A 22,952-nucleotide genomic window follows, 5' to 3' on the forward strand; every position below is an offset into this window, starting at 1 on the left:
GGAAAGAATGCTTTACGAAAAATGGCGGTGTAATCTGATTTACAGCGCCACGGTGTAAACGTATACACTGCTGGAATATTTCAGGTCAGAGGGGTTAAGCAATGGTTTTTCAGGCGGATAAAATGCGTTATCAGTCAATGCAGTATCGTCGTTGTGGCCAGAGTGGTTTAAAGCTGCCCGCCATTTCACTGGGTTTATGGCACAACTTTGGTGATACCACGCTCATTGACACCAGTCGCCAACTTTTACAGCGGGCATTTGAACTGGGGATTACCCATTTCGATCTGGCCAACAACTATGGTCCGCCTCCAGGCTCGGCGGAAAGTAATTTTGGCCGTATTTTCCGGGAAGATTTTCAGCCCTATCGCGATGAACTGATTATCTCGACCAAAGCGGGCTATACCATGTGGGAGGGTCCCTATGGCGACTGGGGTTCGCGTAAATACCTGATCTCAAGCCTCGATCAAAGTCTCAAACGTATGGGACTGGAATACGTTGATATCTTCTATCATCACCGCCCGGACCCGGAAACGCCGCTGCGCGAGACAATGAAAGCGCTCGACCACGTGGTGCGTCAGGGGAAAGCCCTGTACGTCGGGTTGTCGAATTACCCGGCCGAGCTGGCGCGCCAGGCGATTGAGATCCTGGAAGATTTGGGTACGCCGTGTCTTATCCATCAGCCTAAATATTCCATGTTTGAACGTGCGCCGGAGCAAGGGTTGCTGTCTGTTTTGCAGGAGAAAGGCGTCGGCTGTATTCCGTTCTCTCCGCTGGCCGGGGGCCAACTGACCGACCGTTATCTGAACGGAATTCCGGCGGATTCTCGCGCAGCCAGCGGGAGCCGCTTCCTCAATCCAGATCAGATAACAGAGGATAAAATCAGTCAGGTGCGCGCGCTAAACGCGCTGGCTGAAGGTCGCGGTCAAAAGCTCTCACAGATGGCGCTGGCGTGGGTATTGCGCCATGACGCGGTCACTACGGTGCTAATTGGTGCCAGTAAGACCGCACAAATTGAAGACGCCGTGGGTACGTTAACTAACCTTCATTTCAGCGCCGATGAGCTGAGTGCCATTGACGCGATCCTGAATCGGACAAAATAAATGCACTTTTAGCAAAACGTGCTCACCTTGACGAATTAGGAGTTGAGGCGATTAAACGGGGCTTTACGGCCCCGTAATATTGCGTTAACAGGCCGTCTAAGGCCCCGATCGTGAAGGAGAAGAACAATGTTCAGGTCACTGATTCTTGCAGCAGTACTCTTGGCTTCAGCCCCGCTGATCGCTAATGCTGGCGAAATCACCCTGTTGCCATCAGTAAAATTACAAATTGGCGATCGTGACAATTATGGTAACTACTGGGACGGCGGTGGCTGGCGCGACCGTGATTACTGGCACCGCAACTATGAATGGCGAAAAGACCGCTGGTGGAGGCATGATAATGGCCGCCATCGTGGCTGGGATAATCGCAAAGCGTACGAGCGTGGCTACCGTGAAGGCTGGAGTGACCGGGACGATCGTCGCGGACCACACGGTCATGGACGCGGCCACGGACACGGCGGTCATCGCCACTAAAATACAAAAAGGAGCCAAATGGCTCCTTTTTTCATGCATGGGCTCTTAAAGACCCAGCGCCGTCCCGATCAACAGCCATAGGTTCAACGCCACCACCAGCACCACGATAATCCACCCGATGCGTCTGACCAGCGTAGTGTTCACCAAATCGCCCATCAGGGTTTTATTGCTGGTAAAGATCAGCAGTGGAACCAACGCCAGCGCGATACCAAAGCTCAATAAAACCTGGCTCATCACCAGAATGCGCGTCGGATCCAGTCCCATCAGAATGACAATAAACGAAGGCAGCATCGTGACGGAGCGGCGCACCCACAGAGGAATGTGGAAACGCACGAATCCCTGCATGACCACCTGCCCTGCCAGCGTCCCGACGACCGTTGACGACAACCCTGCCGCCACCAGACTCAGGCCAAAAATGGTTGCCGCCGCGTGGCTCAGAAGAGGTTCCAGCGTCAGGTAAGCCTGATCGAGATCGGCAATCCCCGTGTGACCGTTAAAGTGGAACGCAGCCGCCGCCGTCGCCATCATCGCCAGATTAACGAACCCGGCGATGGTCATGGCGATCCCGACATCCCATTTGGTGGCCGAATAACGCTCCTGGCGCGAACCTTCATGGGCGTGCTGCGTCAGGGAAGAGTGAAGATAAATGACGTGCGGCATGATGGTCGCACCCAGCACACCAGCCGCCAGGAATACCGCTTCCGACGTCGGCAAGCTTGGGATAATCATTCCTTTACTGAGCTGCACCAGATTCGGTTGAGAGAAAATCAGCTCGACAATGTAAGCCGCCGCGACAAACAGCAGCAGACCGCCAATCACCAGCTCAAGAGGCTTTTGCCCGCGCCGTTGCAGCATCAAAATCAGGAAAGTGGCAATCCCGGTCAGCACGGCGCCTTGCAGGAGCGACACGCCCAGGATCAGCTTGAAGCCGATGGCCGCGCCGATAAACTCCGCCAGGTCGGTCGCCATCGCAATGATCTCTGCCTGCACCCAATAAAACCAAACCACCGGACGCGGATAGTGATCGCGAATCTGTTCTGCGAGATTTTTCCCTGTCGCAATGCCGAGCTTTGCAGACAGCACCTGAATGAGCATCGCCATGAAATTGGCCCACACCACGACCCACAGTAATTTATAGCCAAAGCTGGCCCCGGCCTGAATGTTGGTCGCAAAATTGCCCGGATCGATATAGCCGATGGCGGCAATGAACGCAGGTCCCATTAATGCAAACCTCAGCTTGCGCGCTGCTCTGCCACTGCTACCCTCTACGCGACTGTTAGTCATTTCTGCCTCTGGAAATATAGCCTTTGCTATGTTTCATGCTATCAAAATGAGAATGATTATCAAGATCATTTAAGATGTTTATAGTGATTTCTCTGATAGCAAAGAACGATAGCTGGGGCGGGTGCAATGAAACGATCTCACAGGAGATGAAATCGACAGTCATTTGTGAAGCGTAGCACACAAACGTAACTTTTCACTCATTTACATAACATAACAGAAGTGTATGGTTGATCACTATTTTTGAGACTCGTCACAGGATGTAACTATAGTGTGGTCTTGATCTCGTTTTCTTTGTGCTTGTTACATAGAATGTGCACGGAAATTAAACCTGCCTCATATTTGGAGCAAATATGGACCGCGTCCTTCATTTTGTCCTGGCACTTGTTGTCGTTACTGCACTTGCATTGCTGGTCAGCACAGACCGCAAAAACATTCGTATTCGTTATGTTGTACAGCTGCTCGTCATTGAAGTTTTACTTGCGTGGTTCTTCCTGAACTCCAACGTAGGCCTGGGCTTCGTGAAAGGCTTCTCCGAAATGTTCGAAAAACTGCTCGGATTTGCTAACGAAGGGACGAACTTTGTCTTCGGCAGCATGAACGATCAAGGCCTGGCATTCTTCTTCCTGAAAGTGCTTTGCCCAATCGTCTTTATCTCTGCGCTGATTGGTATCCTGCAGCACATCCGCGTTCTGCCGGTTGTGATTCGCGCGATCGGTTTCCTGTTATCCAAAGTGAACGGCATGGGTAAACTGGAATCTTTCAACGCAGTCAGCTCCCTGATTTTGGGTCAGTCTGAGAACTTTATCGCGTATAAAGATATCCTCGGCAAAATGTCCCGTAACCGCATGTACACCATGGCGGCTACCGCAATGTCTACTGTTTCCATGTCTATCGTGGGCGCATACATGACAATGCTGGAACCAAAATACGTGGTCGCCGCACTGGTTCTGAACATGTTCAGCACCTTTATCGTTCTGTCGCTGATCAACCCTTACCGTGTTGACGCCAGCGAAGAAAACATTCAGATGTCTAACCTGCACGAAGGCCAGAGCTTCTTCGAAATGCTGGGTGAATACATTCTGGCAGGCTTCAAAGTGGCGATCATCGTTGCTGCGATGCTGATCGGCTTCATCGCCCTGATCGCTGCGCTGAACGCACTGTTCGCTGCGGTGCTGGGTATCTCCTTCCAGGGCATCCTGGGCTACATCTTCTATCCAATTGCCTGGGTGATGGGTGTTCCTGCTCACGAAGCGCTGCAAGTGGGCAGCATCATGGCCACCAAACTGGTTTCCAACGAATTCGTTGCAATGATGGATCTGCAGAAAATTGCCAGCACGCTTTCTCCGCGCGCAGAAGGCATTCTGTCTGTGTTCCTGGTTTCCTTCGCTAACTTCTCTTCCATCGGTATCATCGCCGGTGCGATTAAAGGTCTGAACGAAGAACAAGGCAACGTGGTTTCTCGCTTCGGCCTGAAACTGGTTTACGGTTCTACTCTGGTGAGCGTACTGTCCGCGTCTATCGCTGCGCTGGTACTGTAATCCAAATAAAAAACCGGGGGTTTGCGCCCCCGGTTTTTTTACGCCTGCAGTTCGTCAAGCGGCTGAGGTTTTCCCAGCAAATAACCCTGCAAATAATCCACGCCGATATCCAGTAACATCTGTCGCTGCTCAGGCGTTTCGACAAATTCCGCCACCACACACAACGATTTAGTCTTCGCCAGACTACAAATCGACTTCACGATCGTCGCATCCATGCTGTCCGTACAGATATCTTTCACGAAGCAACCATCGATTTTAATGATGTCAGCCTGCAGTCGTTTAAGCCGCTCATAGTTGGCGTATCCCGTACCAAAATCATCGATCGCAATTTTGAAACCATACTCACGCAGCTGCTGGATATTCTGAATACTGGACTCTGAATCTGAAAAAGCCTGTTCTTCAGTGACTTCAATGATGACCGCCTGAGGGACAACCGCGTAGCGTTTAAACAGTCCCACAATTTCAGCGGCCACCTCTTTTTGATTGAGCGTCATCGGCATCAAATTGACGGAGAAACGGGCTCCGCAATTCGTCGTGGGGTGATCGCGGAGCCACTTAAGCAGGTTCTCGAGTACACACAGATCGAAACGGTGGCTGAGGTTAAACTGTGCAATCAGAGGGATGAACCGATCCGGGGTAATGATTTCACCATCGCTCTCCAGACGGGTTAAAATTTCATGGTAGCCCTCACCTGCTGCGTTCTGAATTGGTTGAGCATATAAACGCACGCCTCCCTCATCAAGGGCCCGTTTTACACGGCTGAGCATTAATACCCGATCGGTTGTTTGCCCCGCGACCGTCTCAATGCTGTTGGTCAGCGCCAGCACTCTGTGCGTCACGCAAGATTGCTCAGAAAGCCAGCTCAGTTGCCCCAGCGTGTGGTGAAGGTTTTCGCCATCATGCCCTTCCAGCTCTCCCCAGGACGCCCCAAATTCGATGTCCAGCCCGGTATTGTTCCAGTAGATTTTACGGCTGTTCAACCGATCGACGATGTGCTGTAAACGCTCACCGGTATCTGGCCCTGAGAGTACTAAAATCAATTCGCTGCCCGGCAGCTGGAAGAATTTTTCATTCGCCTGCAATAAAGGCTGCACCGCCGACGTGATGGCGCGCTTGCAGTGGATGCGCATCAACATGCCGTAATGGCGGCTGAGAAAGCCCAGATTCCCCATGCGCAGACAGCAGATTTTGGCATCCGGGTGCCGCAGCAAATAGTCTTCCAGCGCCCGCATATTAGCGAGGCCCGTGAGCGGGTCGGTCAATGCCCTTTCATGCCAGCCCTTCTTTAGCCATTCGCTGCGGTGGTAAATCCGCGACATGTACATCAGGCAGATGGCAAAGGAAATCAGCACCGACAGGACGAACGCCAGCGCATAGCCCGTCTGTACACCGTTGAGGAAATTTTTGTTGTAAGACAGGAGCAGAAAAGCGGAAATCGCCCAGCTCAGAGAAACAAGGGCGTAGCTCAAGCGACTTATAGCAACCGTGAAAAGGATAAAGATTACCGGAACCAGATAGCCGGCGATAAAACTGGCCTCAATCGGGGAGCATAAAACCACTAACCCCAGCGTCAGACATATTAGCCAGCCAAATGTAAATACGGAATGTTTATGAATAAGATAGGGCTTAACGCTGCGTAACCAGAAGGTTCTGGCATAGCGCGGATTAATTATCATTCTTAACGGATAATAGAACATCATCGTAAATATCAGGCTGGCACAAATCAGGCTCTGAATATCAACAATATTATAAATCGCGGTGCCATCGCCAAAGAAGTTAGAAATTGAAAGCGGAAAATCAAAGAAATATCCAGCCAGATACATTGACAACTTTATACCCAGGGGAATGACAAACCCCAGCCAGAAAATGCGTAATCCGATCTGCCGGTTCGGCAGCCCATAGCGCCAGCGCTTACCCATCGTGAAGCCAAGGATCGCGCAGACCGCAAAGACAGAAAACGTCTGGCAAAAAAGCACAACAGCGTGCTGCAGAGGAGTGAGCTGGAAGTAATATAAATTGGTTAAGGCAAAACTCAAGACAACAGGAAGAACCGCGCGGCGACCAAACAATAACATCATTGCCAGCATCACGCTTAAGGGAAGCCAGGCTAAATAGACGTAATGGCCGTCAAGAATGGAGCGAGGGGAAATAAAACGAGAGAAAGGCACCGCCAGCAGACATAAAATGAATGCCAGCATAAATATTCGTAAATTATTTGTAAGGTAACTTTTTGCTCGCAACAAGGGGCTATTTCCCAGTCGAATCATTGGTTGAAGAAATGGTAAGTTTATTAATTGAGCGAATCAAGTTCCCGGTTTTTAAATGAATGCTTTTCTTGATTTCGATTGAGGTCAGATTGATAAACATACACGGATGGCAACAAAAAAGGCAGGAGATGATAACAAATGCATAAAAAAACCCCCGCCTTTCGGCGAGGGTCTGAATTTTGGTGGAGCTAAGCGGGATCGAACCGCTGACCTCTTGCATGCCATGCAAGCGCTCTCCCAGCTGAGCTATAGCCCCACAGTGTTTTACGTTCCAAACTCTCCTGGATAAGAATTTGGTGGAGCTAAGCGGGATCGAACCGCTGACCTCTTGCATGCCATGCAAGCGCTCTCCCAGCTGAGCTATAGCCCCAACGTAAAGCTGTCGTGTTGACGGGCGGCATAATATGAATTCCATTGCAGAGTGTCAACGGCAAAATCAACGCAGCCCTTTCAATCGTCGAAAAATCATGCAAATGAGTCACAATGCGAAGCTGCTCGCAGCCAGTAGTTAAACCTGTCACATTTTCGCATAAAAGGGTGCTATAACATGAACCACTCATTAACCCTACTGATATTCAGGTAATTGCATGATCAAGGAACGAATGACGCCAGAGGAGTTGTCGCGACTCACTGGCTATAGCCGACAGACCATCAATAAATGGGTACGCAAGGAGGGTTGGAAAACATCTCCAAGACCAGGTGTTCAGGGTGGTAAGGCGCGTCTGGTTCACGTTAACGAAAAAGTGCGAGAGTTTATCCGCAGCGCATCCAGGATGACGGATGAACCTCAGCTCATTGAAAGCACAGCCAATAATAGCTCACTTAACGCTCTGCTGCTGACACTGGCCAATGAAATGACCCCGGATGAGCAAAAACAGCTGACGACGTTGTTACTGCGGGAAGGGATTACCGGATTGTTACAACGTTTAGGGATACGCGAACAGAGCTGATATGAAAAAATTACGGAGCAAAATGACCACGGAAGAGTTGTCCGATAGCCTTGGCGTCGCCAAACAAACGATTAACCGCTGGGTGCGTAAGCAAGGGTGGAAAACCGAAAGTTTGCATGGTGTAAAAGGCGGACGAGCACGATTGATCCATATCGACGCCCGCGTACGCGAACATATTATGAATATCCCTGCGATTCGTAACCGACAGGCTATTTATCAGCTTGCAGAAACGTCCGCCGAATATGAGGGGGCGAACACCACCAGCTTGTTACGGCAGGTGACCGGCGCACTGGAAAGTATGACGCTCATTGAGCAAGAAAAACTTGCCGTGCTGCTGGCCCGCGAAGGTATTCAGGGCTTCCTCGCCCGCCTCGGTATTGCTGAAGAACAGGCATAAAAAAACGGCAGGATAGCCTGCCGTTTTTGCTCTTCGTCTGCCCGACGTATTTACTGTTGGCTTTCGCGCTCAGTAATAAAATCCAGAGCTTTGTTAATGCGCGCAACGCTGCGCGTTTTGCCAATTGCATGAACGGTGACATCAAGTCCTGGGGATTGCCCAGCACCAGTCACGGCAACACGCAGTGGCATACCAACTTTCCCCATACCGACTTCCAGTTCGTCTGCCGTAGCCTGAATCGCGTTGTGAACATTTTCCGCAGTCCAGTCAGTCAGTGCAGACAGTTTATCACGCACGACTTCGAGCGGCTGACGAGCAACCGGACGCAGGTGTTTTTTCGCCGCGTCAGGATCAAACGCCTCGAACTCTTCGTAGAAATAACGGCAGCTTTCCGCAATCTCTTTAAGCGTTTTGCAGCGTTCACCCAGCAGTTTCACCAGATCCGCCAGCTCTGGGCCAGTGCGGGTATCAATATTCGCCTGCTCAATGTGCCATTGCAGGTAGGTTGCAACGTATTCCGGCGGCATGGTGTTGATGTAGTGATGGTTCAACCACAGCAGTTTATCGGTGTTAAATGCACTGGCGGATTTGCTCACTGCATTCAGGGAGAACAGTTTGATCATCTCTTCGCGGCTGAAGATCTCCTGGTCACCGCTGGACCAGCCCAGACGGACTAAATAGTTCAGCAACGCTTCCGGCAGATAACCGTCATCGCGGTATTGCATCACGCTGACAGCGCCGTGACGTTTGGACAGTTTTTTACCGTCATCGCCATTAATCATCGATACGTGCGCATAAATAGGCACCGGCGCATTCAGCGCTTTCAGGATATTAATCTGACGTGGTGTGTTGTTGATATGATCTTCACCGCGAATAACATGGGTGATTTCCATGTCCCAGTCATCAACCACAACGCAGAAGTTGTAGGTCGGTGAACCGTCAGTACGACGAATGATCAGATCGTCCAGTTCCTGGTTGCTGAACTCAATCGGGCCACGGATCTGGTCGTCGAAGATAACAGAACCTTCCTGCGGGTTAGCGAAACGCACAACGCAGGGTTCGTCATCGGCATGGTGCTCGTGGCTGTGGCGGCAGCGGCCATCGTAACGAGGCTTATCACCGTTCGCCATTTGCTCTTCACGCAGAGCTTCCAGACGCTCTTTGGAGCAGTAGCATTTATACGCGGTACCCGCGACCAGCATGTCGTCGATGACGGCGTTGTAACGGTCAAAACGTTTCGTCTGGAAGTACGGGCCTTCATCCCACTCCAGATTCAGCCAGTTCATCCCATCCATAATGGCTTCGATTGCTTCCGGTGTGGAACGTTCGAGATCGGTGTCTTCAATACGCAGCACGAACTCACCGTCGTGGTTACGTGCAAAAAGCCAGGAATAGAGAGCAGTACGTGCACCACCGACGTGCAGATAGCCTGTCGGGCTGGGCGCGAAGCGAGTTTTGATTTTCATGAAATGGCCTTACGTTATAAAGATGCCGACGACCGGCAAATGCTGGGATAAAAACAATGGGCAATATTCTATCACTGTGGGCCGATTCCTCAATGATGTTGCCTTATTGACGTGCAGGTTTACTAAATTTGTTTAGAAATCATGCTGCGCGGGCCATTTTGTGATCCGTTTGTTTAATTTTACGACGAACAAACAAAATCTTTAGAAAAGGCGTTGACTCATTTTCAACTCTCCCTATAATGCGACTCCACACAGCGGGGGTGATTAGCTCAGTTGGTAGAGCACCTCCTTTACACGGAGGGGGTCGGCGGTTCGAGCCCGTCATCACCCACCATTCATTTGTGAGTGATACCGCAGTGTAGCAAGAGATAAGATTTGGGTGATTAGCTCAGTTGGTAGAGCACCTCCTTTACACGGAGGGGGTCGGCGGTTCGAGCCCGTCATCACCCACCATTATCTTCTCTTGTAATAGCAGTACCGAAGTTTGGGTGATTAGCTCAGTTGGTAGAGCACCTCCTTTACACGGAGGGGGTCGGCGGTTCGAGCCCGTCATCACCCACCATTCGGGGCGTTAGCTCAGTTGGTAGAGCAGTTGACTTTTAATCAATTGGTCGCAGGTTCGAATCCTGCACGCCCCACCAATGTAAAAAAGCGCCCTAAAGGCGCTTTTTTGCTATCTGCGATATTCAAGATTCGAGCCTGCAGCAGGTTCGAGCCGAACGCAGTGAGGCAACGGAGCCGTAAGGCGACGGCCCGAAGGGCGAGCGAAGCGAGTTATCCTGCACGCCCCACCAATGTAAAAAAGCGCCCTAAAGGCGCTTTTTTGCTATCTGCGATTCCTGAATTTTCTCCCTCCCAGATCTGGCAGGTCCCCTCAAGCTATGGGTTTATTTGCCGATATGCTTGTTTTATGGCGAGAGGATTTAAAATGACAACAATACAGACATCAACTCCTTCAGTGCAGACCGGCAGCAGCGGTGGCAGCAGTTCCGGTGCAAGCGGTATCGCTTCGCAGATTAGCCGCCTGACATCGCAAATCACTAAGCTGACTCAGCAACTTAAGGATGTCGCGAACGGTAGCGGCAGCACCGAGGATAAGAAAAAACAGCAGGAGCTGCTTCAGGCTCAGATCAAAATGCTGCAAGCCCAACTGGCACAATTACAGCGCCAGCAGGCTGAAGAAGCCCAGCAAAAACAAGATCAAAAACAGGGCAAAATGGAAGGCGTTAACTCACCTTCCGCCGATCACCAGATTGATATCTACATCTAATCCTCTGGTGCATTAAATAACGGATCGCGTATGCGGGCCTCCATCAATCGCTGTGCCTGCATACGTACCACCTCCCAAAGCGCATGAGCCGCACCAGAAAGCGAGCGATTTTTACGCCGCGCAAGCATCAGTTTACGTTCTATGCACGGCGTGAAACGCCTGACAACAAGCCTACTCCCCTGCGGCAACGGCAGCGCCAGCGCGGGTAACACGCTGATGCCAATCCCGGCCTCCACCATTGGGAAAAGCGTCGCGGGATGTCCAATCTCCTGCACAATTGTCGCGTTCACCCTCTGCTGAGCAAGTGCCGCATCTATCAGCGGTCGGCTTCCCGATGCATAATCCTGTAATACCAGATTTGCGCCCTGCAACGACTGCCATGTCACCTGAGGCACCGATGCAAGAGGATCATCTTCGCGGCACAAGAGTAAAAATGGTTCTGACAGCACGACTTCACATTCGAGATCTGTCACTGGACCGGGATCGATAACAATGCCGAAATCAACGTCACCTTGCCTGATACTCTCCAGAACCCACTGCTGCGGCCTGTCGTGCAGTACAAAATCAATATCGGGATAGCGGCGATTACTTTCGGCAATGCATTGCGGAATCAAATGTGCAGAAATCGTCTGACTGGCCGCAACGCGGACTGTCCCGGAAAGCTGCTTCCCCACCCTGCCCACGTCACGCAGCGTACTGTTGAGTTCATCCAGCAGGCGCTCCAGACGCGCAGCCAGCTGCTGCCCCGCCTCGGTAAGTACCACTTCACGCGTGGTACGATCCAACAGGCGCACGCCGGTCTGTAATTCCAGTTCTTTTACGCTATGACTCACTGCCGACTGGCTCAGTCCGATCATCTCCCCGGCACGGCTAAAGCTGCGGGCCTGGGCGACGGTGACAAAAACACGAAGCTGACGAAGGGAATAATTCATCTGTTTTATTCATGAATGGATGCAATAAATCGATTTTATTTCTCAAACGGAACAAAGCACAATAGCGAAATCTGATTTCAGGAGCGTTTATGAAACTGTTTCGTGTTCTCGATCCCTTTACCCTTACGCTGATTGCCGTTGTCCTGCTGGCCTCTTTCTTCCCGGCGCGCGGTAGTTTTGTTCCGTTTATCGAAGGCCTGACAACGGCAGCTATTGCCCTGCTGTTCTTCATGCACGGGGCGAAGCTGTCTCGTGAAGCGATCATCGCCGGGGGCAGCCACTGGCGACTTCACCTGTGGGTAATGTGCAGCACCTTCATTCTGTTCCCGATCCTCGGCGTGCTCTTCGCCTGGTGGGCACCGGTGAACGTCGATCCGGCGCTGTATACCGGCTTCCTGTATCTGTGCATTTTGCCCGCGACCGTCCAGTCGGCCATCGCGTTTACGTCACTGGCTGGCGGCAACGTTGCGGCAGCAGTCTGCTCTGCATCAGCCTCCAGCCTGTTGGGGATTTTTGTCTCGCCACTGTTGGTTGGCTTGCTGATGAATATGCATGGCGCAGAGGGTAACCTTGAGCAGGTTGGTAAAATCTGCCTGCAACTGTTGCTGCCGTTCGTGCTTGGGCATCTTTCTCGTCCGTGGACCGGGGATTTCGTCGCGCGAAACAAAAAGTGGATTGGCAAAACCGACCAGACCTCGATTCTGTTAGTGGTTTACTCCGCCTTTGGCGAAGCCGTAGTGAATGGGATCTGGCACAAGGTCGGGATTGGTTCGCTGCTGTTTATCGCGCTGGTGAGCATCGTGTTACTGGCGATTGTGATCGCAGTGAATACTTTTGCCGCCCGTAAATTTGGCTTCAATAAAGCGGATGAAATCACCATTGTGTTCTGCGGCTCGAAAAAGAGTCTCGCCAACGGTATCCCGATGGCCAATATTCTCTTCCCGACGTCGGTGATTGGCATGATGGTGCTGCCGCTGATGATCTTCCACCAGATTCAGCTAATGGTCTGTGCGGTGATGGCGCGTCGTTACAAGCGCGAGACAGAGAAGCTGGCGCAGGAAGAGACCCGCGCCGCGAAAGCTTAAGGACGCTTGAGGGGCTGAACCAGATGGCTCAGCCCTTCGCTTTTAATGAGCAGTGTGATAGCCATCAGCTCGCCGAGTCGCCCGGCAGGGAATTGATCCTTACGCGCAAACCACAGAAAATACTCTTCCGGCACGTCAATCAATCGACGTCCCTTGTATTTTCCGAATGGCATTTCGGTATTGGCAATCTCGATGAGCTGTTCTTTCTCCACGTTACTCTCCCAGTAGCCTAATCATTTCGGCTTCGTCGATAACTTCAATGCCCAGCTCCTGCGCTTTCGCCAGTTTCGAGCCTGCCGCTTCACCGGCAATCACCAGATCGGTTTTCTTCGATACACTGCCCGCCACTTTTGCACCCAGCGCCACCAGACGCGCTTTGGCGTCGTCACGGGACAACTGACTCAGGCTGCCGGTGAGTACCACGGTTTTGCCCGCAAACGGGCTGTCGATCTCTTCGACGTTGACGACAACCGGTGCGGGCCAGTGAATGCCCTCTTCCAGCAATTTACCGATCACTTCGCGGTTGCTCTCTTCCGCAAAGAAGTTAAAGACGTGAGTGGCAACGACGATACCGACGTCCGGCACTTTTTGCAGATCGTCAATCGAGGCCTTTTCGAGCAGCTCAAGCGTACCGAAATGAGCAGCCAGTCCGGCAGCGGTCGCCTCACCGACTTCACGAATACCCAGAGCATACAAGAACCGTGCGAAGGTCGTTTCTTTGGCTTTCTCCAGCGCATTCACCACGTTTTGCGCGGATTTTGGCCCCATGCGATCCAGTCCTGTCAGCTTTCCAGCCGTCAAGTGGAACAGATCAGCAGGCGTGTGGACATACTCTTTCTCGACCAACTGATCGATAATTTTATCGCCCATCCCGTCGACATCCATCGCCCGACGGGAGACGAAGTGTTTGAGCGCTTCTTTGCGCTGCGCCCCGCAGATTAACCCGCCAGTGCAGCGCGTCACGACCTCGCCCTCTACGCGCTCAACGTCGGAACCACATACCGGACAGTGGGTCGGAAATTCAATGGCACGAGTGTCATCAGGGCGTTCAGATTCGACAACGTTCACCACTTGGGGGATCACATCACCCGCGCGACGAACAACGACTTTATCGCCAATCCGCAGGCCCAGACGTGCAATTTCATCAGCGTTATGCAGAGTCGCATTGCTGACCAATACACCCGCGACCTGAACAGGTTCCAGACGTGCGACCGGGGTAATCGCCCCGGTACGGCCTACCTGAAATTCCACGTCGCGCACGAAGGTCATCTGTTCCTGAGCGGGGAATTTAAAGGCCACCGCCCAACGCGGTGCACGCGCCACAAAACCTAACTGTTCCTGAAGCGCCAGCGAGTTCACTTTGATGACCACGCCATCGATATCAAACCCGAGTGACGGACGGTCCGCTTCGACCTGATGATAAAATGCCAGCACCGCTTCCGGTGAGTCGCAAAGTTTCACTCGATTACTGACCGGCAGTCCCCACTCTTTAAATTGCAGCAGGCGACCCAGATGGGTATCAGGCAGTTCTCCGCCCTCAAGAATACCCACGCCGTAGCAGAAGAACGTCAGTGGGCGCTTCGCCGTTATTCGTGGATCAAGCTGACGCAGCGATCCTGCCGCAGCATTACGCGGGTTAGCAAACAGCTTTCCACCGGTGCGACGCGCTTCATCGTTAATCTTTTCAAAGCCAGCCTGCGGGAGGAACACTTCACCGCGCACTTCGAGGCGTGCGGGAATGTTCTCGCCGCGCAGCTTCAGCGGTATCGCGCGGATGGTCCGCACGTTGGTGGTGATGTCTTCACCGGTTGTGCCATCGCCGCGCGTGGCGGCGCGCACCAGCACGCCGTTTTCATACAGGATGCTCACCGCCAGACCGTCGAGCTTCAGCTCGCAGCACCACGTCAGCACTTCAGCGCTTTTCAGTCGATCCTGGACACGCTTGTTAAACGCGAGAAAACTGTCTTCGTCGAAAACGTTATCCAGTGACAGCATCGGCACTTCATGACGCACCTGGCTGAAAGAGGCCAGCGGAGCCGCACCCACGCGCTGCGTCGGTGAGTCCGGGGTGATGAGATCGGGGTGTTGTGTTTCCAGCTCGCGCAGTTCGCGCATCAGGCGGTCATACTCCGCATCCGGGATTTCCGGTGCATCCATCACGTGATACAAATATTCATGATGGCGAAGTGTGGTTCGTAGCTGTGTGAGTTGTTGTTCGATTGAGTCCATATCGCACCATCAATGAGAAAAACCCCCGACAGGCGGGGGTTGAGGAGGAGTGGAAGAGAACGCAGCGTTTACGCGTTAGCTTCCTTTACTTCGCGGATGCGATCCTGATACTCGCGCAGTTTCTGCGGCGTCATCATGCGACGCTGATCGTCGAGTACCACACCACCGACTTCATCGGCGATATGCTGGGCGGATTGCAGCATCAGCTTAAAGTTTTGCAGTTCATCGCCGTAAGACGGCACCTGCATAAAGATAGTGATACCAGGCGTGGTGAAATCACCGCTCATTTCCGGGTCGAAAGTCCCCGGATTGACCATATTGGCCAGGCTAAACAGCGCGGGGCCGCTGCCGTCCGGGCTCAGATGGCGGTGGAAAATGTTCATGTCGCCAAACTTGAAACCCGCCTGCTGGATGCTGTTAAGCAACACTTCACCGTTGAGCTGAGTGCCATGATGAGCAGCCACGTTCATGATGATCACCGTTTCTTTACGCTGCGGCTTTTCAGTCACTGGCGCTTCTTCAACAACCGGCTCCGGTTCAAAGACCGGCTCAGGCTGCGGGGCTGGCTGCGTGTGAACAGGCTGCGGCGGTGTTTCTGGCGGCAGTGGCTGAACAGGACGCGGCGCTTGCGGCGCGGGCTGTGGCACAGGTTGCTGTTGCACAGGCGGCTGCTGTGGCTGGCGCACCGGCTCTTCAACCGGCTGCGGAGCAACAGGCTGGCGCGGCTGTGCAGACGCGTAAGGCGGCTGGTACTGGTGCTGTGGAGGCTGACGAGGCGCTTCATGCTCCCCATGACCTGCAGCAGGCGCAGTTGTATTGACCCGATGAACGCGGACTTCACCCACGCCTTCGTCGTCGGTATCTTCGATGTCGTCATCACCGTCATCGTCGTTACGACTGGACTTCATGCGCTTCAGTGGGCGATCGCGAAACATCGAGGAGCGTTCTTTACGGCTGGTCCAGAAACCATGTACCAGTAAAGCGAGTATGGCGATCGCGCCAACAATGATTAATATCAGACGCAAATCCTGCATCATTATATTCTCTGTTGTTCTAACACCTTGCCACCACGGCAAACATTTACTCACTAAGAGTATTTGCCGATTACGTCAAGTGCAAGTGTGTGCAGAGCATTCAAAGCATAAAGATGAACGAAATCGTGCTTTTTGCTGTTTTTTCGAACATTTCCGAACTGGTCATTGGTCCATAACTCGATAATATAGGCGTGCAATTCCACTGGTTGTGAAAAAAGGAGTACAGCCTGGTTATGGTTTCAACATCAACAACGACTCCGCGCAGCGGTATCTGGTACTTTTCTCAGGGATGGAAACTGGTCTCCCTGCCAGGCATTCGCCGTTTTGTCATCCTGCCCCTGCTGATCAACATTCTGCTGATGGGTGGTGCTTTCTGGTGGCTGTTTACGCAACTCGAAAGCTGGGTACCGGCCATCATGAGCCACGTCCCCGACTGGCTGCAATGGCTGAGCTATTTGCTGTGGCCGATTGTGGTCATCTCCGTCCTGTTAGTTTTTGGCTATTTCTTCTCAACGATAGCCAACTGGATCGCCGCCCCGTTTAATGGGCTGTTGGCAGAACAACTCGAAGCACGACTGACGGGGTCCACACCGCCTGATACCGGCGTACTCGGCATAATGAAAGATGTGCCGCGCATCATGAAGCGCGAATGGCAAAAGTTTGCATGGTACCTGCCACGCGCGATTGTCCTGCTGATCCTCTATTTTATCCCCGGCATTGGCCAGACCGTTGCGCCGGTGCTGTGGTTCCTGTTTAGCGCCTGGATGCTGGCGATTCAGTATTGCGACTATCCATTCGACAACCATAAAGTGCCGTTTAAAGAGATGCGCACGGCGCTGCGCTCGCAAAAGGTCATCAATATGCAGTTTGGTGCCCTGACCAGCCTGTTCACAATGATCCCTTTCCTTAACCTGTTCATCATGCCGGTCGCCGTCTGCGGCGCGACCGCGATGTGGGTAGATTGCTACCGTGCTAAGCACGCGTTATGGAAGTAATGCAAAACTGTGTAAATGGGGGGCGGCTTATGCCCTCCTTATTCCATACTGATAGCCATTATTTCCTTGCAGCATATAGATATGCGATTTCCTTACTTCCGCATACTTATCCAACGGGTATGCTGGGACGGTATCCCAATTTCATACAGTTAAGGACAGGCCATGAGTAAGATTTACGAAGACAACTCGCTGACTATCGGTCATACGCCACTGGTTCGACTGAACCGTATCGGTAATGGACGCATTCTGGCGAAGGTAGAATCACGTAACCCGAGCTTCAGCGTAAAATGCCGTATCGGTGCAAACATGATTTGGGATGCCGAAAAACGTGGCGTTCTGAAGCCTGGCGTTGAACTGGTTGAACCGACCAGCGGCAACACCGGTATCGCTCTGGCCTACGTTGCCGCTGCGCGTGGCTACAAATTAACGCTGACGATGCCAGAAACCATGAGCATTGAGCGTCGCAAGCTGCTGAAAGCACTGGGCGCGAATCTGGTTCTGACCGAAGGCGCGAAAGGCATGAAAGGTGCCATTCAGAAAGCAGAAGAAATTGTCGCCAGCGACCCGGCCAAATACCTGCTGCTGCAGCAGTTCAGCAACCCGGCAAACCCGGAAATCCACGAAAAAACCACCGGCCCTGAAATCTGGGAAGATACGGATGGCCAGGTTGACGTGTTTATCTCCGGCGTCGGCACAGGCGGGACGCTGACCGGCGTGAGCCGCTATATTAAAGGCACGAAAGGCAAAAAGGATCTGATCACCGTTGCCGTTGAGCCAACCGACTCCCCTGTCATCGCCCAGGCGCTGGCTGGCGAAGAGATAAAACCAGGCCCGCACAAAATTCAGGGCATCGGCGCAGGCTTTATTCCGGGCAACCTCGATCTGAAGCTGATTGATAAAGTGGTCGCTATCACTAACGAAGAAGCGATCTCCACGGCGCGTCGTCTGATGGACGAAGAAGGTATTCTGGCCGGTATCTCTTCCGGTGCAGCAGTGGCTGCTGCGCTGAAGCTTCAGGAAGATGAAACCTTTACCAATAAGAATATTGTGGTTATCCTACCGTCCTCGGGTGAGCGTTATTTAAGCACTGCACTGTTTGCCGATCTGTTCACGGAAAAAGAACTGCAACAGTAATGCCAGCATGTTAAGAACGCGTAAAAAAGCACCCAAAAGGGTGCTTTTTTGTGGCCTGCATCAAACTTTTACTCCTCCTGGCATTGATTCACCCCGTCGGGTCTGGTATTTAACCTGACAATTATTTTGAAGCGCGAAATTAATCAATGTCGGAAATAGCGAAGCTGAATCGATTTTATGATTTGGTTCAAGTCTTGCTTTCACTGCATAATGTTTAATGACGAGCGAAACGTCAGCGCTAACAAGACAGGCTAAAGTTAAGCCGCCAGGCTAGACTTTAGTTCCACAACACTAAACCTATAAGTTGGGGAAATACAATGTTCCAGCAAGAAGTTACCATTACTGCTCCAAACGGTCTGCACACCCGCCCTGCTGCTCAGTTTGTTAAAGAAGCAAAAGGCTTCACTTCTGAGATCACTGTGACCTCCAACGGCAAAAGCGCTAGCGCAAAAAGCCTGTTTAAGCTGCAAACTCTGGGCCTGACTCAGGGTACCGTTGTCACCATCTCTGCGGAAGGTGAAGACGAGCAGAAAGCAGTTGAGCATCTGGTTAAACTGATGGCTGAGCTCGAGTAAGTTCCGGGTTCTTTTTAATATCAGTCACAAGTAAGGTAGGGTTATGATTTCAGGCATTTTAGCATCCCCGGGTATCGCTTTCGGCAAAGCACTTCTGCTGAAAGAAGACGAGATCGTCATCGACCGGAAAAAAATTTCTGCCGACAAGGTTGATCAGGAAGTTGAGCGTTTTCTGAGCGGTCGTGCCAAGGCATCAGCGCAGCTGGAAGCGATCAAAACTAAAGCTGGCGAAACTTTCGGTGAAGAAAAAGAAGCCATCTTCGAAGGGCACATCATGCTGCTCGAAGATGAGGAGCTGGAGCAGGAAATCATAGCCCTGATTAAAGATAAGGGCATGACGGCCGACGCGGCTGCACATGAAATTATCGAAGGCCAGGCTACTGCCCTCGAAGAACTGGATGATGAATACCTGAAAGAACGTGCGGCTGACGTACGTGATATCGGTAAGCGCCTGCTGCGCAACATCCTGGGTCTGGCGATTATCGACCTCAGCTCTATCCAGGACGAAGTTATCCTGGTTGCCGCTGACCTGACGCCGTCTGAAACCGCACAGCTGAACCTCAAAAAGGTGCTGGGTTTCATCACCGACGCCGGTGGCCGTACTTCCCACACCTCAATCATGGCGCGTTCTCTGGAATTGCCAGCCATCGTGGGTACCGGTAGCGTCACCTCTCAGGTGAAAAACGACGACTATCTGATTCTGGATGCCGTAAACAATCTGGTTTACGTCAACCCAACCAACGAAGAGATCGAACAACTGCGTGCCGTTCAGGAGCAAGTCGCTTCTGAAAAAGCGGAACTGGCCAAACTGAAAGATCTGCCAGCCATTACGCTGGACGGTCATCAGGTGGAAGTTTGCGCGAACATCGGTACCGTCCGTGACGTTGACGGCGCTGAGCGCAACGGCGCGGAAGGTGTTGGTCTGTATCGTACTGAGTTCCTGTTCATGGACCGTGACTCACTGCCAACTGAAGATGAGCAGTTTGCGGCGTACAAAGCGGTTGCTGAAGCCTGTGGCTCACAAGCGGTTATCGTACGTACCATGGATATCGGTGGCGACAAAGAGCTGCCGTACATGAACTTCCCGAAAGAAGAAAACCCATTCCTGGGCTGGCGTGCAGTGCGTATCGCGATGGATCGTAAAGAGATCCTGTACGCGCAGGTACGTGCAATCCTGCGTGCTTCTGTATTCGGTAAATTGCGCATCATGTTCCCAATGATTATCTCTGTTGAAGAAGTGCGTGCACTGAAAGCTGAGATCGAAATCATGAAGGCGCAGCTGCGTGAAGAAGGTAAAGCCTTTGATGAAACTATCGAAGTGGGCGTGATGGTGGAAACACCAGCGGCAGCAACGATTGCTCGTCATTTGGCCAAAGAAGTCGACTTCTTTAGTATTGGCACCAATGATTTAACGCAGTACACCCTGGCAGTTGACCGTGGTAATGATATGATTTCACATCTCTACCAACCAATGTCACCGTCCGTACTCACGCTAATCAAGCAAGTTATTGATGCTTCTCATGCTGAAGGTAAATGGACAGGCATGTGTGGTGAGCTTGCAGGCGACGAACGTGCTACACTTCTGTTGCTGGGTATGGGTCTGGACGAATTCTCTATGAGCGCCATTTCCATCCCGCGCATTAAGAAGATTATCCGTAACACGAACTTCGAAGATGCGAAGGTGTTAGCAGAGCAGGCTCTTGCTCAACCGACAACGGACGAGTTAATGACGCTGGTTAACAAGTTCATTGAAGAAAAAACAATCTGCTAATCCACGAGATGCGGCCCAAATTACTGCTTAGGAGAAGATCATGGGTTTGTTCGATAAACTGAAATCTCTGGTTTCTGATGATAAGAAAGACACCGGAACTATTGAGATTATTGCTCCGCTGTCTGGCGAAATCGTCAATATCGAAGACGTGCCGGATGTAGTATTTGCCGAAAAAATCGTTGGTGATGGTATTGCTATCAAACCAACTGGTAACAAAATGGTTGCGCCAGTTGACGGCACCATCGGTAAAATTTTTGAAACCAACCATGCGTTCTCTATCGAATCTGATAGCGGTATCGAACTGTTCGTACACTTCGGTATCGACACCGTTGAGCTGAAAGGCGAAGGCTTCAAGCGTATCGCTGAAGAAGGCCAGCGTGTGAAAGTCGGCGACCCGGTGATCGAATTCGATCTGGCGCTGCTGGAAGAGAAAGCCAAGTCTACCCTGACTCCGGTTGTTATCTCCAACATGGACGAAATCAAAGAACTGATCAAACTGTCTGGCAGCGTGACCGTGGGCGAAACCCCGGTGATCCGCATCAAGAAGTAATTCTTGCCGCACAGAAAAATGGCGCCTTCGGGCGCCATTTTTGTTTATGCGGGGAGGATTAGCTCGTCAAAGCCCTTTTCCTGGGTGTACTTCATCACCTCAGTGACCCGATCGCCTGCACAGCGGATTGCATCGCCCACGTCCTTGCCCTGGACAATGCCACTTACCAGCTCTGAACAGAACAGATCGCCGGTTCCTTTCAGGTCAGTCGCAACACGCGGATGATCCGTTACCGTCACAGCGTCTTTCGTCACCAGAACCACGTGAATGTTCTCCGGGTCAGACTCCACCGGCGCGCTAGTAATCGCTACCCATTTCAGCGTGTCGGACAGCAAACTTTTTGCCGCAGCCACAGCGCTCTCCGGGGTGCGGCACGGTTGACCGCTTAGCACTTCCAGCTCAAAAACATTCGGCGTAATTCCCTGCGCCAGCGGCAGTAAATGCTGGCGATAGGCTTCAGGAATTTCAGGCTTCACGTAGATACCGCTGTCGATATCGCCAATCACCGGGTCGACCAGTACCAGCAAATCCGGGTGTTTTGCTTTGATCGCGACAAGCCACTGGGCCAGGATTTTAATCTGGCTGGCGCTGCCCATATAGCCGGTGGTCACCGCTTTAAGCTCGCGCAACACATCGCGTTCTTCCAGCGCTTGCAGGTAGCCGCTGAACCAGTCGTCGGGGATCACGCCGCCGTAAAACGTGTCGTAATGCGGGGTATTGCTGAACAGCACCGTTGGAACTGCCGTAACGGTCAACTGATGTTGTCTGATATTCGGCACCGCAATGCTGTTGCCCACGCTGCCGTAAACCACCTGCGACTGCACAGCCACGATATCCGTCTGCTGCGCACGGGTTTTATCCCGAAATAAAATCATCTCCATGACGCTTAAATCCCCGCCCCCTGCGAATAACTCTCTTCACCAAAGACCCCGGTAGATAGATAGCGATCGCCGCGATCGCAGATAATTGCGACCACCACCGCGCCCGGATTCGCCTGCGCCACGCGCAACGCTCCAGCTACCGCGCCACCCGAACTGACGCCACAGAAAATGCCTTCACGCACCGCCAGTTCACGCATGGTATTTTCCGCCTCACGCTGATGAATATCCAGCACCTGGTCCACAAGCTGGGCATTAAAAATCCCCGGCATGTATTCCGCAGGCCAGCGCCGAATACCCGGAATGCTGCTCCCCTCTTCCGGTTGCAGGCCAACAATCGTCACCTTGCTTTGCTGTTCGCGCAAAAAACGCGACACGCCAGTAATGGTACCGGTAGTCCCCATGCTGGAGACGAAATGGCTGATGCGTCCGTCAGTTTGACGCCAGATTTCCGGGCCGGTGGTGGTGTAGTGCGCGTAAGGGTTATCGGGATTATTGAACTGATCCAGCAGTTTTCCTTCGCCGCGCTGGGCCATGTCGAGTGCCAGATCGCGCGCGCCTTCCATCCCTTGCTCTTTGGTCACGAGAATCAGTTCCGCACCGTAAGCACGCATCGCAGCACGACGCTCCTGGCTCATGTTGTCCGGCATCAGCAGCTTCATGCGATAGCCTTTCAGCGCCGCAATCATCGCCAGCGCAATGCCGGTGTTGCCGCTGGTCGCTTCAATCAGCACGTCGCCGGGTTTGATTTCCCCACGCTTTTCCGCCTCTACAATCATCGACAGCGCCGCCCTGTCTTTAACAGAACCCGCAGGATTATTGCCTTCCAGTTTGACCCAAATTTCGCTGCCGTTACCGGGATGCATACGTTGCAGTTTGACCAGAGGGGTGTTGCCGATGGTGTGTTCTAATGTGTTCACGAATTCTGTCCAATAAAAAGCCCGGTGGCGCTTTCGCTTACCGGGCCTACAGGGATCGTTTTGTAGGCCGGGTAAGCGCTGCGCCACCCGGCAAATACCACGTCTA

21 protein-coding genes, 6 tRNA genes and 1 other RNA gene are annotated in these 22,952 nt (G+C 52.3%); 17 read left to right on the top strand and 11 right to left on the bottom strand.

What is annotated here, in order from left to right; genetic code table 11:
* Positions 1-101: 101 nt before the first annotated feature.
* Positions 102-1,100: an L-glyceraldehyde 3-phosphate reductase gene (mgrA, locus tag JBO43_RS05635; protein ID WP_202673874.1), complete on the top strand. Its 999-nt coding sequence runs from the start codon at positions 102-104 to the stop codon at positions 1,098-1,100.
* A gap of 126 nt (positions 1,101-1,226) precedes the next feature.
* Positions 1,227-1,571, top strand: coding sequence for a DUF2502 domain-containing protein YpeC (gene ypeC, locus JBO43_RS05640; RefSeq protein ID WP_095282812.1), 345 nt, complete (start codon positions 1,227-1,229; stop codon positions 1,569-1,571).
* A gap of 45 nt (positions 1,572-1,616) precedes the next feature.
* On the opposite strand, the gene JBO43_RS05645 is transcribed toward ypeC, so the two are convergent.
* On the bottom strand, positions 1,617-2,855 hold the full coding sequence (locus JBO43_RS05645) for an Nramp family divalent metal transporter (protein WP_095282813.1): 1,239 nt from the start codon (positions 2,853-2,855) through the stop codon (positions 1,617-1,619).
* 350 nt (positions 2,856-3,205) lie between these two features.
* Between JBO43_RS05645 and nupC the strand changes: the two genes are divergently transcribed.
* Positions 3,206-4,393 carry a nucleoside permease NupC gene (gene nupC / locus JBO43_RS05650; protein ID WP_010433166.1) on the top strand — a complete coding sequence of 396 codons (1,188 nt, stop codon included), beginning with the start codon at positions 3,206-3,208 and terminating at the stop codon, positions 4,391-4,393.
* Positions 4,394-4,431: 38 nt separating this feature from the next.
* Here the strand turns inward: nupC and JBO43_RS05655 are convergent, their stop codons facing one another.
* The 3 genes from JBO43_RS05655 to JBO43_RS05665 form a co-directional block, all read right to left on the bottom strand.
* Positions 4,432-6,660: a sensor domain-containing phosphodiesterase gene (locus JBO43_RS05655; protein ID WP_331251884.1), complete on the bottom strand. Its 2,229-nt coding sequence runs from the start codon at positions 6,658-6,660 to the stop codon at positions 4,432-4,434.
* A gap of 180 nt (positions 6,661-6,840) precedes the next feature.
* Positions 6,841-6,916, bottom strand: a tRNA-Ala gene (locus JBO43_RS05660).
* A gap of 38 nt (positions 6,917-6,954) precedes the next feature.
* Positions 6,955-7,030: transfer RNA gene (locus JBO43_RS05665), tRNA-Ala, on the bottom strand.
* Positions 7,031-7,247: 217 nt separating this feature from the next.
* On the opposite strand from JBO43_RS05665, the gene JBO43_RS05670 reads away from it, so the two are divergent.
* Together JBO43_RS05670 and JBO43_RS05675 are read left to right on the top strand one after the other, a co-directional pair.
* The gene (locus JBO43_RS05670) at positions 7,248-7,610 is read left to right on the top strand and encodes a YfeC-like transcriptional regulator (RefSeq protein WP_095282815.1); all 363 of its coding nucleotides are present in this window, start codon (positions 7,248-7,250) and stop codon (positions 7,608-7,610) included.
* Between the two features lies 1 nt (position 7,611).
* Entirely contained in the window at positions 7,612-8,007 is a 396-nt protein-coding gene (locus tag JBO43_RS05675; protein ID WP_095282816.1) for a YfeC-like transcriptional regulator, read from the top strand.
* Positions 8,008-8,057: 50 nt separating this feature from the next.
* On the opposite strand, the gene gltX is transcribed toward JBO43_RS05675, so the two are convergent.
* A complete protein-coding gene (gene gltX / locus JBO43_RS05680) occupies positions 8,058-9,473 on the bottom strand; it encodes a glutamate--tRNA ligase (protein ID WP_095282817.1) in 1,416 nt (471 codons plus the stop codon).
* Between the two features lie 258 nt (positions 9,474-9,731).
* Here gltX and JBO43_RS05685 point away from each other — a divergent pair.
* The 6 genes from JBO43_RS05685 to JBO43_RS05710 all read left to right on the top strand — a co-directional run bounded on the left by JBO43_RS05685 (position 9,732) and on the right by JBO43_RS05710 (position 10,743).
* A tRNA-Val gene (locus tag JBO43_RS05685) sits at positions 9,732-9,807 on the top strand.
* Positions 9,808-9,850: 43 nt separating this feature from the next.
* Positions 9,851-9,926, top strand: a tRNA-Val gene (locus JBO43_RS05690).
* 33 nt (positions 9,927-9,959) lie between these two features.
* Positions 9,960-10,035: transfer RNA gene (locus JBO43_RS05695), tRNA-Val, on the top strand.
* Between the two features lie 3 nt (positions 10,036-10,038).
* Positions 10,039-10,114 (top strand) — tRNA-Lys (locus JBO43_RS05700).
* 29 nt (positions 10,115-10,143) lie between these two features.
* Positions 10,144-10,267: non-coding RNA, RtT sRNA (locus JBO43_RS05705), on the top strand.
* 134 nt (positions 10,268-10,401) lie between these two features.
* A complete protein-coding gene (locus tag JBO43_RS05710; RefSeq protein WP_202673875.1) occupies positions 10,402-10,743 on the top strand; it encodes a FlxA-like family protein in 342 nt (113 codons plus the stop codon).
* On the opposite strand, the gene JBO43_RS05715 is transcribed toward JBO43_RS05710, so the two are convergent.
* Positions 10,740-11,675 (bottom strand): LysR family transcriptional regulator, encoded by a 936-nt coding sequence (locus JBO43_RS05715; protein WP_202673876.1) that lies wholly within the window; start codon positions 11,673-11,675, stop codon positions 10,740-10,742. The two genes, JBO43_RS05710 and JBO43_RS05715, sit on opposite strands and share 4 nt — an antisense overlap.
* An 89-nt stretch (positions 11,676-11,764) precedes the next feature.
* Between JBO43_RS05715 and JBO43_RS05720 the strand changes: the two genes are divergently transcribed.
* Positions 11,765-12,760, top strand: a complete 996-nt coding sequence (locus tag JBO43_RS05720) for a bile acid:sodium symporter family protein (protein ID WP_095282820.1) — start codon at positions 11,765-11,767, stop codon at positions 12,758-12,760.
* Here JBO43_RS05720 and JBO43_RS05725 read toward each other — a convergent pair.
* The 3 genes from JBO43_RS05725 to zipA form a co-directional block, all read right to left on the bottom strand.
* On the bottom strand, positions 12,757-12,972 hold the full coding sequence (locus JBO43_RS05725; protein WP_095282821.1) for a DUF3820 family protein: 216 nt from the start codon (positions 12,970-12,972) through the stop codon (positions 12,757-12,759). The two genes, JBO43_RS05720 and JBO43_RS05725, sit on opposite strands and share 4 nt — an antisense overlap.
* 1 nt (position 12,973) lies before the next feature.
* A complete protein-coding gene (gene ligA / locus JBO43_RS05730; protein ID WP_202673877.1) occupies positions 12,974-14,989 on the bottom strand; it encodes an NAD-dependent DNA ligase LigA in 2,016 nt (671 codons plus the stop codon).
* A gap of 68 nt (positions 14,990-15,057) precedes the next feature.
* Positions 15,058-16,026, bottom strand: coding sequence for a cell division protein ZipA (gene zipA / locus JBO43_RS05735; RefSeq protein ID WP_095282823.1), 969 nt, complete (start codon positions 16,024-16,026; stop codon positions 15,058-15,060).
* A 230-nt stretch (positions 16,027-16,256) separates the two neighbouring features.
* Between zipA and cysZ the strand changes: the two genes are divergently transcribed.
* The 5 genes from cysZ (at position 16,257) to crr (ending at position 21,048) form a co-directional block, all read left to right on the top strand.
* Entirely contained in the window at positions 16,257-17,018 is a 762-nt protein-coding gene (gene cysZ / locus JBO43_RS05740) for a sulfate transporter CysZ (RefSeq protein WP_202673878.1), read from the top strand.
* Positions 17,019-17,180: 162 nt separating this feature from the next.
* Positions 17,181-18,152, top strand: coding sequence for a cysteine synthase A (gene cysK / locus JBO43_RS05745; RefSeq protein WP_095282825.1), 972 nt, complete (start codon positions 17,181-17,183; stop codon positions 18,150-18,152).
* 317 nt (positions 18,153-18,469) lie between these two features.
* A complete protein-coding gene (ptsH, locus tag JBO43_RS05750; RefSeq protein ID WP_000487600.1) occupies positions 18,470-18,727 on the top strand; it encodes a phosphocarrier protein Hpr in 258 nt (85 codons plus the stop codon).
* 43 nt (positions 18,728-18,770) lie between these two features.
* The gene (gene ptsI / locus JBO43_RS05755) at positions 18,771-20,498 is read left to right on the top strand and encodes a phosphoenolpyruvate-protein phosphotransferase PtsI (protein ID WP_095282826.1); all 1,728 of its coding nucleotides are present in this window, start codon (positions 18,771-18,773) and stop codon (positions 20,496-20,498) included.
* A 40-nt stretch (positions 20,499-20,538) separates the two neighbouring features.
* Entirely contained in the window at positions 20,539-21,048 is a 510-nt protein-coding gene (crr, locus tag JBO43_RS05760) for a PTS glucose transporter subunit IIA (protein ID WP_049841435.1), read from the top strand.
* A gap of 44 nt (positions 21,049-21,092) precedes the next feature.
* On the opposite strand, the gene pdxK is transcribed toward crr, so the two are convergent.
* Both pdxK and cysM read right to left on the bottom strand, forming a co-directional pair.
* On the bottom strand, positions 21,093-21,929 hold the full coding sequence (gene pdxK / locus JBO43_RS05765; RefSeq protein WP_202673879.1) for a pyridoxine/pyridoxal/pyridoxamine kinase: 837 nt from the start codon (positions 21,927-21,929) through the stop codon (positions 21,093-21,095).
* A gap of 5 nt (positions 21,930-21,934) precedes the next feature.
* Positions 21,935-22,846: a cysteine synthase CysM gene (cysM, locus tag JBO43_RS05770; protein ID WP_103947336.1), complete on the bottom strand. Its 912-nt coding sequence runs from the start codon at positions 22,844-22,846 to the stop codon at positions 21,935-21,937.
* Positions 22,847-22,952 lie beyond the last annotated feature (106 nt).

Origin of the sequence: Lelliottia jeotgali (assembly GCF_016771845.1) — a bacterium.
GTDB classification, from domain to species: domain Bacteria; phylum Pseudomonadota; class Gammaproteobacteria; order Enterobacterales; family Enterobacteriaceae; genus Enterobacter; species Enterobacter jeotgali.

Coding starts and splice junctions, on each gene's coding strand:
- mgrA (WP_202673874.1), top strand. CDS start 102: ATGGTTTTTCAGGCGGATAAAATGCGTTATCAGTCAATGCAGTATCGT.
- ypeC (WP_095282812.1), top strand. CDS start 1,227: ATGTTCAGGTCACTGATTCTTGCAGCAGTACTCTTGGCTTCAGCCCCG.
- JBO43_RS05645 (WP_095282813.1), bottom strand. CDS start 2,855: ATGACTAACAGTCGCGTAGAGGGTAGCAGTGGCAGAGCAGCGCGCAAG.
- nupC (WP_010433166.1), top strand. CDS start 3,206: ATGGACCGCGTCCTTCATTTTGTCCTGGCACTTGTTGTCGTTACTGCA.
- JBO43_RS05655 (WP_331251884.1), bottom strand. CDS start 6,660: ATGATTCGACTGGGAAATAGCCCCTTGTTGCGAGCAAAAAGTTACCTT.
- JBO43_RS05670 (WP_095282815.1), top strand. CDS start 7,248: ATGATCAAGGAACGAATGACGCCAGAGGAGTTGTCGCGACTCACTGGC.
- JBO43_RS05675 (WP_095282816.1), top strand. CDS start 7,612: ATGAAAAAATTACGGAGCAAAATGACCACGGAAGAGTTGTCCGATAGC.
- gltX (WP_095282817.1), bottom strand. CDS start 9,473: ATGAAAATCAAAACTCGCTTCGCGCCCAGCCCGACAGGCTATCTGCAC.
- JBO43_RS05710 (WP_202673875.1), top strand. CDS start 10,402: ATGACAACAATACAGACATCAACTCCTTCAGTGCAGACCGGCAGCAGC.
- JBO43_RS05715 (WP_202673876.1), bottom strand. CDS start 11,675: ATGAATTATTCCCTTCGTCAGCTTCGTGTTTTTGTCACCGTCGCCCAG.
- JBO43_RS05720 (WP_095282820.1), top strand. CDS start 11,765: ATGAAACTGTTTCGTGTTCTCGATCCCTTTACCCTTACGCTGATTGCC.
- ligA (WP_202673877.1), bottom strand. CDS start 14,989: ATGGACTCAATCGAACAACAACTCACACAGCTACGAACCACACTTCGC.
- zipA (WP_095282823.1), bottom strand. CDS start 16,026: ATGATGCAGGATTTGCGTCTGATATTAATCATTGTTGGCGCGATCGCC.
- cysZ (WP_202673878.1), top strand. CDS start 16,257: ATGGTTTCAACATCAACAACGACTCCGCGCAGCGGTATCTGGTACTTT.
- cysK (WP_095282825.1), top strand. CDS start 17,181: ATGAGTAAGATTTACGAAGACAACTCGCTGACTATCGGTCATACGCCA.
- ptsH (WP_000487600.1), top strand. CDS start 18,470: ATGTTCCAGCAAGAAGTTACCATTACTGCTCCAAACGGTCTGCACACC.
- ptsI (WP_095282826.1), top strand. CDS start 18,771: ATGATTTCAGGCATTTTAGCATCCCCGGGTATCGCTTTCGGCAAAGCA.
- crr (WP_049841435.1), top strand. CDS start 20,539: ATGGGTTTGTTCGATAAACTGAAATCTCTGGTTTCTGATGATAAGAAA.
- pdxK (WP_202673879.1), bottom strand. CDS start 21,929: ATGGAGATGATTTTATTTCGGGATAAAACCCGTGCGCAGCAGACGGAT.